Annotated in this window: 15 protein-coding genes; 10 read left to right on the top strand and 5 right to left on the bottom strand. The window is 51.4% G+C overall.

What is annotated here, in order from left to right; all coding sequences use genetic code 11:
* Positions 1–601 precede the first annotated feature (601 nt).
* The 5 genes from C7B82_RS25250 (at position 602) to C7B82_RS25230 (ending at position 5,898) form a co-directional block, all read left to right on the top strand.
* Positions 602–1,168 carry a photosystem I assembly protein Ycf4 gene (locus tag C7B82_RS25250; protein WP_106259519.1) on the top strand — a complete coding sequence of 189 codons (567 nt, stop codon included), beginning with the start codon at positions 602–604 and terminating at the stop codon, positions 1,166–1,168.
* Positions 1,169–1,263: 95 nt separating this feature from the next.
* The gene (locus tag C7B82_RS25245; protein WP_106259518.1) at positions 1,264–2,034 is read left to right on the top strand and encodes a peptidylprolyl isomerase; all 771 of its coding nucleotides are present in this window, start codon (positions 1,264–1,266) and stop codon (positions 2,032–2,034) included.
* Between the two features lie 274 nt (positions 2,035–2,308).
* Positions 2,309–3,496 carry a beta-ketoacyl-ACP synthase gene (locus C7B82_RS25240; protein ID WP_106259517.1) on the top strand — a complete coding sequence of 396 codons (1,188 nt, stop codon included), beginning with the start codon at positions 2,309–2,311 and terminating at the stop codon, positions 3,494–3,496.
* Positions 3,497–3,521: 25 nt separating this feature from the next.
* Positions 3,522–5,072 carry an NAD(P)/FAD-dependent oxidoreductase gene (locus C7B82_RS25235; protein WP_106259516.1) on the top strand — a complete coding sequence of 517 codons (1,551 nt, stop codon included), beginning with the start codon at positions 3,522–3,524 and terminating at the stop codon, positions 5,070–5,072.
* Positions 5,044–5,898: a SirB1 family protein gene (locus C7B82_RS25230; protein WP_245940088.1), complete on the top strand. Its 855-nt coding sequence runs from the start codon at positions 5,044–5,046 to the stop codon at positions 5,896–5,898. Before C7B82_RS25235 ends, C7B82_RS25230 begins: the two co-directional genes overlap by 29 nt.
* A 1-nt stretch (position 5,899) precedes the next feature.
* On the opposite strand, the gene C7B82_RS25225 is transcribed toward C7B82_RS25230, so the two are convergent.
* Positions 5,900–6,880, bottom strand: a complete 981-nt coding sequence (locus C7B82_RS25225; RefSeq protein ID WP_106259515.1) for a hypothetical protein — start codon at positions 6,878–6,880, stop codon at positions 5,900–5,902.
* A 270-nt stretch (positions 6,881–7,150) separates the two neighbouring features.
* Between C7B82_RS25225 and C7B82_RS25220 the strand changes: the two genes are divergently transcribed.
* Positions 7,151–8,452, top strand: coding sequence for an ABC transporter substrate-binding protein (locus tag C7B82_RS25220; protein ID WP_106259514.1), 1,302 nt, complete (start codon positions 7,151–7,153; stop codon positions 8,450–8,452).
* 42 nt (positions 8,453–8,494) lie between these two features.
* Positions 8,495–8,743: a hypothetical protein gene (locus tag C7B82_RS25215; protein ID WP_106259513.1), complete on the top strand. Its 249-nt coding sequence runs from the start codon at positions 8,495–8,497 to the stop codon at positions 8,741–8,743.
* Between the two features lie 69 nt (positions 8,744–8,812).
* Here the strand turns inward: C7B82_RS25215 and C7B82_RS34825 are convergent, their stop codons facing one another.
* Both C7B82_RS34825 and C7B82_RS25205 read right to left on the bottom strand, forming a co-directional pair.
* Entirely contained in the window at positions 8,813–8,947 is a 135-nt protein-coding gene (locus C7B82_RS34825; RefSeq protein WP_422632148.1) for a type II toxin-antitoxin system HicA family toxin, read from the bottom strand.
* Positions 8,948–8,975: 28 nt separating this feature from the next.
* A complete protein-coding gene (locus tag C7B82_RS25205) occupies positions 8,976–9,179 on the bottom strand; it encodes a type II toxin-antitoxin system HicB family antitoxin (protein WP_106259527.1) in 204 nt (67 codons plus the stop codon).
* Between the two features lie 192 nt (positions 9,180–9,371).
* Here C7B82_RS25205 and C7B82_RS32680 point away from each other — a divergent pair, with 192 nt between their 5' ends.
* Positions 9,372–9,512: a hypothetical protein gene (locus C7B82_RS32680; RefSeq protein WP_181357664.1), complete on the top strand. Its 141-nt coding sequence runs from the start codon at positions 9,372–9,374 to the stop codon at positions 9,510–9,512.
* Between the two features lie 97 nt (positions 9,513–9,609).
* On the opposite strand, the gene purQ is transcribed toward C7B82_RS32680, so the two are convergent.
* Entirely contained in the window at positions 9,610–10,317 is a 708-nt protein-coding gene (gene purQ, locus C7B82_RS25200; protein WP_106259512.1) for a phosphoribosylformylglycinamidine synthase subunit PurQ, read from the bottom strand.
* Positions 10,318–10,498: 181 nt separating this feature from the next.
* Positions 10,499–10,888, bottom strand: a complete 390-nt coding sequence (locus C7B82_RS25195) for a VOC family protein (protein WP_106259511.1) — start codon at positions 10,886–10,888, stop codon at positions 10,499–10,501.
* A 58-nt stretch (positions 10,889–10,946) separates the two neighbouring features.
* On the opposite strand from C7B82_RS25195, the gene C7B82_RS25190 reads away from it, so the two are divergent.
* Positions 10,947–11,117, top strand: coding sequence for a PCP reductase family protein (locus C7B82_RS25190; RefSeq protein WP_106259510.1), 171 nt, complete (start codon positions 10,947–10,949; stop codon positions 11,115–11,117).
* Between the two features lie 98 nt (positions 11,118–11,215).
* On the top strand, positions 11,216–12,037 hold the full coding sequence (nei, locus tag C7B82_RS25185) for an endonuclease VIII (protein WP_106259509.1): 822 nt from the start codon (positions 11,216–11,218) through the stop codon (positions 12,035–12,037).
* Positions 12,038–12,047: the final 10 nt, after the last annotated feature.

Genomic DNA, 12,047 nt, shown 5'->3' with positions numbered 1-12,047 from the left:
GATCGCGCTTCAGCCAATCGTCGAGAACGTCAAACGCTCCCCGACTTGCTGGCGCACGCCCGACAGCTATGGTCATAAGGTTAAATCCTCTAGCGTTACTAAAAGTGCAGACCCTCTATCGCAAGCGTTCTAGAGAGTGGACGGATTCATATGTCTATACATAATAGGAGAAATCAGAAATTTTACAAACCTACACGTACAGTCTCAGCAATCCTAAGCCCACCTCTTGATCGCCACACCTACTTGACAATCGGGCAGTCAATGGCTTCAGGTTGACGCACGATCGACCCCGAATGAGCACTTTTATGATAGATTCACGCAAAGAATCTAGGTAATTGTACTCTTAGAGAGCCTGATATTATCGATTTCTTTAAAATATCAGTTGTTTGACGCAAATAAATTGTCGATTTCCGACACAATATTAAATAAAACTTAATATCGCCTCATTTCTTTTGTTTCATTCCTCATTCCTCATCCTTCTTTATCTCCTCATCCTTCTTTATCTGTCTCATTTCTTTTGCTTCTTCATTGTCTTAAGCAGAGACGGTAGCCCACATCCGCTAAGATGAGAATCTGCTGATTGTTGTTGCTGGCTTCTGTTATGACTGCACAAACCACTGCTTCTGAAACGGGCGTTTTGCGTCAATTGGTGATTGGTTCTCGTCGCTTCAGCAACTACTGGTGGGCGGTGATTGTCTCCACTGGGTCGCTAGGTTTTTTGTTGGCTGGCATTTCGAGTTATCTCCACGTCAACCTGTTGCCGTTTTCTGACCCTACTAAGCTGGTGTTTATCCCGCAAGGCGTTGCTATGGGTTTCTACGGGCTAGCTGGAACCCTTTTTAGCCTGTACCTATGGTTGACTATCGTCTGGGATGTTGGCGGTGGCTACAACGAATTTGACAAGGGTAAGGGCAAAGTGACCATCTTTCGCTGGGGCTTTCCAGGGAAAAATCGCAAAATTGAGTTGGTCTGCAAAATCGATGATGTGCAGGCAGTTAAGGTGGATTTAAGAGAAGGGCTGAATCCTAAACGAACCCTCTCGCTGCGTGTCAAAAGCAAACGTGATGTGCCATTAACCCGAGTTGGCCAGCCCATGTCGCTTTCTCAGCTAGAGAATGAGGGCGCCGAACTTGCCCGCTTTTTGACTGTGCCTCTAGAAGGGCTTTAGGAGAAAGGTTAAAGGCTAGGAGGCTTAAAGCTAAGGGCTAGTCTTTACGCTCTCGTGTCATAATTGTCTGCTTTGGTTCAGATAGGTGAATTGATATGCTCAGGACTTTGCGACAATGGCTGGCCTTATTAGTCGTGACTAGCGCGATCGTGCTCGGTGGCTGTTTACCCCAGCAGGACTCTCAATCGTCTGCTGCCAGCCCTTCGCCGACGCAAACAGCATCGGCACCTGTGACTCCGGCAAGCAGTCTTCAACCATCCGGTATCCCTCGCTTAGAGGGTAAGGCAACTGTTGCGATCGTGGTTAAAGGGGGCACCATTACAGCGGAATTGGACGGCACGAACGCACCGATTACGGCAGGTAATTTTGTGGATTTGGTGCAGCGTGGTGTTTACAACGGGCTGGTTTTTCATCGAGTTGTGCGCGAACCACAGCCTTTTGTTGTTCAGGGTGGCGATCCGCAGAGCAAAAATCCCAATTTCCCGCCAGAGCAGTTGGGCACGGGTAGTTTTAATGATCCAGCAACGGGGCAGCCGCGCTATGTTCCACTTGAGATTATGCCAGTGGGAGCCAAGACCCCGGTTTATCATCAAACGCTTGATGCTGCTGGTGTGACAGCGAAACCGAAGCTGACTCATAAGCGTGGAGCGCTGGCAATGGCGCGATCGCAGCCGCCCGATTCAGCCTCTTCGCAGTTCTACATCACGCTTGCTAATGTCAATTTTTTGGATGGTAACTACGCTGTGTTTGGTTATGTGACAGAGGGAATGGAAACCGTTGACAAAATTCAGCAGGGCGATCGGATTGAGTCGGCGAAAGTTGTGAAGGGGTTAGAAAACCTGAAAACGGACGCAAAGAAAGGATAAAGGATAAAGGCTGAAGTCTAAAAGGGAAGGAAGAAACGGGACGCTCCAAGGACTTGTTAAAGAATAACTGCATACTTTTGGCTTAGCTATCAGCGGTCAGCTTTTCTCTAAGAATCGTGAATTAAATAAAACCGGCAAATGCCGAGGTTATTAAATGCTTGTTCCTAAGGGCTGGCCGCTGACCGCTGATGGCTGACCGCTACAGTCCATGACGTTATTTCTTTACAGCCCCCAAGTTGTAGCCTTTAGATTTTAGACTTCAGCCTTTCAATCTATGGATGTTGTTGTCACAGGCATTGGGCTAGTCTCAGCATTGGGTTCGCTGGAGATGACTTGGAAAGGCTTGTTGGCAGGTCAATCTGGAATTCAGAGGCAGCAGCCGTTCGTAGAGTTAGAGCCACGCCCCTTAGCGCTTGTTGCCACTCAACCATCCTCATTGGTAGCGCTGACTCAGCAAGTCGTCGCGGCGGCGCTAAAGGATGCGGGTCTACAACCACCGCTGACTGATTGTGGCGTTGTGGTCGGCTCCAGTCGAGGCAATCAGGCGCAATGGGAACTCTTAGCCAGCATACGGCTTTATAAGGAAATAACAGGAACGGCTCCACACCCCACACCCCACACCCCACCCTCCACACCCCTCCTAATCTGGCTCGACACTCTACCACATGCTGCCGCGATCGCCGCTGCTCGTCAGATTCAAACCACCGCAGTGGTGCAATCGCCAATGGCAGCCTGTGCTACTGGACTCTGGTCGATCGCGCAAGGCTTTGAGTTAATTCGCATGGGATACTGTGAGCGAGTGCTGGCAGGCGCTGTAGAAGCACCTATTACACCGCTTACGCTGGCGGGTTTTACACAAATGGGAGCCCTGGCGCAGACGGGAGCCTATCCCTTTGACCGCGATCGTGAAGGCCTGGTGCTGGCTGAAGGTGGCGCAGTGCTGGTTTTAGAAGCGGCGACGTTGGCTGCACGGAGAGGCGCAAACGTCTACGGTCGTGTTTTGGGTGCTGGGTTAACGGCCGATGCTGATCATGTCAGCGCACCAGCAGTGGACAATCGGGCAGCGATCGCGGCGGTCAAACAGTGCTTAACGCGTTCAGGCTTGGCGTTTGATGCGATTGATTATATTCACGCGCACGGCACAGCCACTACACTCAACGATCGCAATGAAGCGCACCTGATTCAATCACTGTTCCCGAAGGATGTGCCGATTAGTTCCACCAAAGGCGCGACTGGACATACGATCGGTGCATCGGGTGCGATCGGCGCTGCCTTCTGCTTGATGGCATTGAAACATCAGGTCTTACCACCTTGTGTTGGGCTGACGCAGCCAGAGTTTGCGCTCAATTTTGTTACGCAATCTGTGCCCAGTAGTCTTCAAACAGCACTTTGTTTAAGCTTTGGTTTTGGTGGTCAAAATGCCGCGATCGCCTTCGCGACCTGCCCAGACGCGTTAACCTGACAATAACCGCTACCAGCACTGTGCCATGACATTGACTGCACAAATCCTACCCTCATTACCCGGCAATCCTTTGGAGGGACTGCGACGGGTTGATGGCTTATGGCAGGCCTTGAGAGAGGGCAAAGAACCCGTACCAACGGTCGTACAGGAGAACGGTGACACGCTTGTTGCGATTGAGTGGGATGTGGTTATTTGTGGCGGCACGCTAGGAATCCTCCTGGGAGCCGCATTAGCCCAACGGGGATGGCGCGTGGCGTTGCTTGAACGCGGGATGCTACGAGGGCGTGAGCAGGAATGGAATATATCGCGTAAAGAATTGCAGGTGTTTGTCGAATTGTCACTGCTGACGGAGGCAGAGTTGGCGCAGGCGATTGCCACCTCCTATAACCCTTCTCGCATTGCCTTTCGAGGTAGCCCACCTGTACAGGTCAGGGATGTGCTCAACATCGGCGTTGATCCAGTGGTGCTGCTGGAAAGGCTGAAGCAAAAATTTCTCTCCTATGGTGGTCAACTGTTTGAGCAAACACCGTTTGATGGCGCGATCGTTCATCCCAACGGGGTCACAGTTAAAGCTGGAGAGCAGTGTTTCCAAACGCGTTTGCTGCTGGATGCGATGGGGCACTTGTCGCCGATCGTGCAGCAGTCGCGGCAAGGTAAAAAGCCCGATGCGGTGTGTCTGGTTGTCGGTACCTGTGCCGAAGGGATGCCCCGCAACGATTCGGGCGACCTGATTGCCACATTTACCCCAATCCAAAACCAGTGCCAATATTTCTGGGAAGCCTTTCCTGCCAGAGACGGGCGCACGACCTATCTCTTTACCTACTTGGATGCGCATCCCGATCGCCCTAGCCTGGAAACGCTCTTCGATGACTATTTCCGTTTCCTGCCGGACTACCAGAATGTGTCCTTAGAGCAACTTCAGTTCAAGCGCGCCTTGTTTGGCTTTTTCCCTTGCTACCGCCAAAGTCCGCTCAAGCCCCAGTGGAACTACATTCTGCCCATTGGTGATAGCAGTGGTGGTCAATCACCGCTTAGCTTTGGTGGGTTTGGTGCTATGGTGCGCCACTTAGCGCGACTCACCGGAGGTATCCACGAAGCGTTGCAGAGCGATACACTCAGGCGTGGAGCCTTAGCGCTATTGCAGCCGTACCAGCCTAATCTAGCCGTTACATGGCTCTTTCAGCGATCGATGAGTGTGGGCATCAACCAGTCGATCGACCCCAATCAGATTAACGAACTGCTGGCAACTGTGTTTCAGTCGATGGAAACGCTGGGCGATCCTGTTCTCAAACCTTTTCTGCAGGATGTGGTGCAGTTTCCCGCTCTTTTCCAGACCTTGATGCAAACAACACTCACTCATCCTGAGCTGGTGCTGAAGATTCTGCCGCACGTGGGGCTGCCGACACTCATTGAGTGGTTGTTTCACTACGCCAATCTTGCGGGTTATGCCGCTCTCTACCCGTTGGCGCGTATTTTAAAACCCTGGATGAAAACCTTTTCTCCAGTGCCGCAATACTATTACCATCGCTGGCTACAGGCGTTGGAGTATGGATCGGGACGAGATTATGGTGAATAAAGGCCAGTCTCTTGCGCGACAGTGTTTTCAGCGCGAAGTTGAGCAGCCGGATGAGCAGATACATCTGGAACGGGCAGCGCTTTATCTCGCTCAAGAGGACTATCCAGAGTTAGATGTGGAAGCCTATGTGAAGGCGCTGGATGCGCTGGCAGCAGCCGTGAAGGAACGATCGCCTCAATCCTCTTACCCACTTAAGATCATTCAAGCGATCAATCACTATCTTTACGATGAGTTGGGGTTTGTGGGCAATACAGCGGATTATTACGATCCGCGCAACAGCTTTCTCAACGAGGTGATCGATCGCCGCACAGGCATCCCGATTACGCTGTCTCTGGTGTATCTTGCGATCGCCCAACGAGTCGGACTGCCGATGGTCGGCATCAACATGCCGGGACATTTTTTGATTCGCCCTGTCATTGACGAGGCAGAAATTTGCGTTGATGCGTTTCATCAAGGCGAGATCCTGTTCCCGCAAGATTGTGAGGAGCGACTGGCTCAAGTTTACGGGCACCCAGTCGAGCTGAAGCCAGCGTTCCTACAAGCAGTAAGCAAGCGGCAGTACCTGGCACGCATGCTGACAAACTTGAAGGTCACTTACAGCAATCAGGGCAAGCTTGAGCAAACCTTGGCAGCGATCGATCGTCTCTTGCTCCTTTTTCCCGACACGCCGCTAGAGTTGCGCGATCGGGGTATCGTCTATTACCACCTCGATCGTGCTACTGAAGCACAACACGACTTGGAATCATATCTTACTCTCGTGCCCACTGCCATAGATGCCCCAGTGATTCAGAGACTCCTGAAAACCATCAAAAAAGGCGTTGTGTAACTTACTGTCTTGGAGCGTTTGCCAGGTTCCCGCTACGACATTGCTGCGCCCAATTGGATGCCCGTACGCCCTTGGACTGCAGTGTTTGCAACCGACTTCGGTAGGAGACTAACTGTGCCCGATAGCCTGCTTCACTTGTAGGAGCTGCGGCGATCGCAGTATTCACCAGTCGAATCGCCTGCTGCCAGTTTTGGGCACAGGTCGCTTGCTGTAAGGAGGCATCCAGATCTCCCTGCCCAGCTTGAAGCGGCGTTTGTGTTACTTGTGGTGTCGTGGGAGTGGTACGTGTAGCAGCCGTATTGGGTGTGGATTGAGGCTGTATCGGTGCTGCATTAGTCGTAGCGGGGCCAACAGGTGGTTGAGCGGTTGGTGCTACACCGCTACCTGGAATAATTTGAGGCGGGTAGAGCACGCTACTGGGTTGAGTGCCGTTTGAAGGGCCTGTGGATTGACCGTTGAGAGGGCTTTGAGTGCTTCCGCCAGTAGTGAGTGGGGGGGCGACCTGAGTCGTTCCCGTAGATTGTCCATTCACAAAGGTCTGTTCAGCACCGGGAACTTTTGTTGAAGAGGGTAAGCTGGGTGCTACCGCTTGCCCGCTGCCTGATGTCTGATTGCTACCCGTTGTTCCAGTGGTTGAGGGCGAAATTTGCACTGGTTGCCCATTGATTGTTTGAGTTGTGCCAGCCGTCCCTAACGACGATTGCCCTGTATTGGTAGACTGTCCGTTGGTTGTCTGAGCTGTGCCAGGCGACTGTGAGCCGACACCAGGCGACTGTGAGCCAACGCCAGGCGATTGTGAACCGACGCCGGGCGATTGTGAACCCACACCTGGAGTTTGTAGGTTGCTGCCTGGAGTCTGTAAATTACTACCGGGTGACGTATAAGATGACTGGCCTGTGACTGATTGACTGAAGACCATTTCAGACAGCAACAGGGGAGCGCAGATAACAGACAGCGAAGCGGTCAGGCGTAGCATGCGCATATAAAATTCCTCTCGTCTGAGCGATGTATAACGTCATGACGTGTGAGGATCGAGCATAGGCACTTTCAGTTAAATCATCGTCTACCAAAAGAGAGAATTAGGCTACGATTTGCAGTCGCGATCGCCCATGAGCCACACGGCATCCTCTAAACTAAACGAGGCGATCGACGAGCACAAGGAAAGAATCTGTAGCCGAGACACATCCTCGATCGAAGCCTTGCAATCCTCGAAGCTGTTTTCAATCCAACAACACCCAGTTACTTACGCGCAATGAGTCGGACAAAAACCTGGAAACAAGTCGGTATTTTCTCGCTGCTGGGCTTTTTGCTTAGTTGGCTGGTTAGCTGTGGCACGGGCGCACCGCCTGATGCCAACAATGGGCAAACCGCAGGCAAGCAAGAAGTCGAATTCTGGACGATGCAGCTTCAGCCTGATTTCACCGACTATTTCAACAAGCTCATTGCCCAGTTTGAGCAAGAAAATCCGACAACCAAAATTCGATGGGTTGATGTGCCGTGGGCAGACATGCAGCGCAAAATTCTGACGGCTGTAACGGCTAAAACGGCTCCTGATGTGGTGAATCTGAATCCCGATTTTGCCTCCCAACTGGCACAGCGTAATGCCTGGATGCTCCTGGATGAGAAGGTTTCTCCGGCTGAACGACAGCAATATCTGCCGAATATTTGGAAAGCCAGTACGCTTAACGAGAAAAGTTTTGGCATTCCCTGGTATCTAACCACGCGAGTAGCCATTTACAACACGGCCTTGTTGCAGCAAGCGGGTGTCAGCAAGCCGCCTGCTACTTATGCTGAACTGGCTGCGATCGCCAAGCAAATTAAAGCTAAAACGGGTAAATACGCTTTCTTCACCACGGTTGTACCCGAAGACTCCGGCGAGGTGCTGGAGTCCTTTGTGCAGATGGGTGTGCAGTTGGTCGATGCAGAGGGCAAAGCGGCGTTCAACACGCCTAAAGGCAAGGCAGCGTTTCAGTTCTGGGTTGATTTGTACACAAACGGTTTGATGCCGAAGGAAGCACTCACAGAGGGCCATCGCCACGCGATCGACCTCTATCAGCAGGGACAAACCGCTATCCTTGCCTCCGGTGCAGAGTTCCTAAACACGATCGCCAAAAATGCGCCGACGATCGCCAAAGCCTCTGCCTCTGCGCCCCAGATTACCGGCGAGACGGGCAAGAAAAATGTCGCGGTCATGAATGTGGTCATTCCCAAAGATACTGATGTACCTGAAGCTGCGCTCAAGTTTGCGCTCTTCGTCACCAATGACACTAACCAGCTTTCCTTTGCCAAAGCTGCAAACGTGCTACCCTCTACGGTCAAAGCCTTACAGGACAGTTACTTTCAAACCGCACCCGCTGATGCTACACCGGTAGATAAAGCCCGTATCATCAGCGCTAAGCAGATGAAAGATGCAGAAGTGTTGATTCCAGCCATGAAGGACGTGAAACAGCTTCAAAAAGTGATCTACGATAATTTGCAGGCTGCCATGCTGGGGCAGAAAACAGTGGATCAGGCGATCGCCGAAGCCGCCGACCAGTGGAATCAACGCGCGTAAGCTTTTATCCTTGAGACTAACGACGGTTATTCAAGCAACACAATGGCAAAGCATACTCAGGCACACATTACCCGCACGATCGAGGCCAGCAAACCAGACTTCTTCAAGACCCGCACGAAAGAGCAGATGCATTACTACATGGGTGCCAAGCTCATCGAAATCGGTGTTGAACCCAAAGCGGCAATTTATCGCTGGTCAATGGAACCCAAGGGCAACAGCGAAATCTGGACGTATAGCGCTTATTGGGACGACTCGAAAGATAAATTGCTCCAGCAGGAAGGTGAGAGTTAAATGGTGAGAATCATCACAACAAATCTAGGAAACGATCTAGATCCATACGTGCCTGCTTCAAGATATGAGCTAACGTCGATTGCTTGACGGGTCGGCAGGGACAGTGATTTTGAGAACTTCACTGGGTAGTGCTTTTTCTAAGCGAATGTGGCTACCACGTTGGCGGACAACTGCCCATCCGTCTCTTTTTAATGCAGCAACAATCTGTACATAAGAAAGGCTGGGAACCTACTCACAAAACCAACTCTCTTACAATAGTGCCATCCTCAAAGGTAATCTCGTCTTCCAGTGGTTCCAGGTAGAGTTCGCTCGCTTCTTGAATGTTAGACAATGCGTCATCAATATTTTCGCCTTCACTAAGGCAACCAGGCAGCGATGGTACATAGACCGTGTAGCCACCTTCGTCACTTGGCTCTAAAACAACTCTTAGCCTCACATTCTTAACCAAGGGATGATATGCAGCAATCCAAATTGTAGCGAACCTTGACTGGAGATGGATGTCTGCCTCTAAAGTTAAAGCCCTTGAAGGCTCTATGGTCGAAGCACACTCTACTACTGAACCAATTTGCCTCAAAAAATTGCGATTTTTCCTGATGACAGCCGTATTACCAGAAGAGTGGAGTGGTAGATGCACCCTGATCAAATCCCTGGCTTCATGTCAGGGATTTTTTTGTTTCTAGCCGTCACCAGCAGCTTGAGAGTCGATCGCGCCAGAAATCACAAGAATCTTCCTGATGGCATCCGTATTACCAGAAGAGTGGAGTGGTAGATGCACCCTGATCAAATCCCTGGCTTCATGTCAGGGATTTTTTTGCTTTTTCAAACGTCTTTTAAGCGATCGCGTCCCAAGTTGGGCAGTCCTTTGCTTAAGCACGCACCCGATCGCCCATCGCAGCCAAAATCCCTTCAAACAATCGCATCCCGTCTGTTCCACCCAACAGCGAATCAGAGGCGCGTTCTGGGTGCGGCATCATGCCTAAAACATTACCTTTGCGGTTACAAATCCCAGCAATGTTGTTGAGTGAACCGTTGGGATTGCTGGATGGATCATTGCTGCCATCGGCTGTGGCGTAGCGGAACACGATTTGCCCATTGACTTCTAGCTCTGTCAGCGTGTCTGCATCGGCGTAGTAGTTGCCTTCACCATGCGCGATCGGCAATGTAATGACCGCTCCACTTTGATAGTGCTGCGTCCAGGGCAGATCGGTTCGTTCCACACGTAGGGGCACACGATCGCAGATGAAATGCAAATCTCGATTTCGCACCAGTGCGCCTGGTAATAATCCTGCTTCCGTCAACACTTGAAAGCCGTTGCAGATGCCCAGGACAAGTTTTCCCTGTTCCGCATGTTTGATCGTTGCCTGCATGGCTGGCGAGAAGCGGGCGATCGCCCCACACCGCAAATAATCCCCATAGCTAAAACCACCGGGAACGATGATGACATCCAAATCAGCCAAATCACTTTCCTCATGCCAGACCATGCGCGTGGGCTGCTGTAACAGCGATTGAGTAACATACGCCACGTCGCGATCGCAATTGGAACCGGGAAAGACAATCACCCCAAATTTAACCATAACGCTCTACTGCTCATCCAACGGGATGCCTGCTTGCTGAAACACTTGCTCTGCAGTGAATTTTAACCCCTCAAAGAGCGCATCTACACGTAACATCACCCTCGCCTGGAGAAAGCTTGAGACAGGCTTGCAACGTCAGTGAATGGTTGGCCTAGAGTACCATAGCCGCGATCGATGCGAACTAGCCCTCATTGTAGGTGAGCGCGGCTTGATGCAAGATCAACCAGTTGCCCTCTGGATCATAGGCATCGATTTCTCGTCCGTGAGACGCTGTCATGATCTCTCCTGGTGGAGGATAGCCGAGTTGCGTCAAATGCGCGATCGCGGCCTCCAGATCGTCCACGTCTAAGCACAGGCTCATGCCAGCGGGGTCTTGGGGAGTAGGGAGTGGGGCTTGAATCTCTCTGGGGTGAAAAATACCTAGATTCAACGTGGGTAGATGGAATTCAGCGTAAACGTTGGGGATGAGTACCGCTGGTTCCAGGCTCAAAAACTGGCGATAGAACAGCACTAACTTAGTAAACTGACGCGATGCCAGCGTGAGGCGAGCACCAGTACAGCGAAGTGGCATAACAGATTCCGGTAGAATAAGTCCAGCTTCAGATCTCAATGCAAAGGCAGACTTCGCTATGGTAGACCCTCCGAAATGGACACCGGAAGCCAAGGCAAAATTACAGAACATTCCGTTCTTTGTACGCACTCAAGCCAGAGAGCGAATCGAGCACCTGGCACGCGTCGCCGAACTGGATGTGATTACCGTTGAACTGGTTGAGCAAGCGCGGCTAGAGTTTGGGCAATAGACCATTACCGAACCAGGCGCTAGATTGTGCTCGGTCCACCAGACGAATCATCAAAATTGGTGTCGGATTCCCACCCAAATAGTATTCTAACCGCTCTCATGCCTGAAGGACCCGAAATTAAACAAGCCGCTGATGCTGTGGCACGCGCGATCGTGCAAAAACCGCTCATCAACATTTCGTTTGCCTTTGAACGACTGCAACCTTACGAAGACATTCTTGCCAAAGAACAGATTTGGGCAGTGCAAGCCAAGGGCAAAGCGATGCTGATTCGCTTCCAGAATCAGCTCAATATCTACAGCCATAACCAGCTTTACGGCAAGTGGTATATCAAAAAAGCCAATGCCTATCCCGTGACAAATCGCCAACTGCGACTGGCAATCCACACGCAAAAACAAGCTGCCCTGCTTTACAGTGCGTCAGACATTGATGTCATCACCGATGAGCAAATCGCCAGTCATCCCTTTCTCAGCCGCTTGGGGCCGGATGTACTGGACGACGCCACTACTGTCGAGCAAGTACAAGCACGCTTTTTAGAAAAACGCTTCTACCGTCGTGGGTTAATCAGTCTGCTGCTCGATCAAGGCTTTCTGTGTGGGTTAGGCAACTATCTGCGCAGTGAGGTTTTATTCGTTGCCAAGGTGAATCCGGCGCTACGACCCATCGATTGCACCGCAGAACAGATTCTAGCATTGGCGAACGGCGCGATCGCCGTCAGCCGCCGATCATATGTTACTAAAGGTATTACCAACGACCTGGCAATGGTCGCTCAACTCAAACAACAAGGCTATGGTCGCCAGCAGTATCGCTTTTACGTCTTCAACCGCGATGGCAAGCCCTGCTACCGCTGTGGCACAGAAATCGTGAAAGATATTGCTGGCGGTCGCCGCATTTACTATTGCCCTTACTGCCAGAAGCGATAAAGTGGCACCG

Source organism: Stenomitos frigidus ULC18, assembly GCF_003003795.1.
Classification (GTDB): Bacteria; Cyanobacteriota; Cyanobacteriia; order Leptolyngbyales; family Leptolyngbyaceae; genus Stenomitos; species Stenomitos frigidus_A.
Note: the sequence above shows the minus strand (reverse complement) of the source record. Positions and strands in the feature narration are given on the sequence as shown.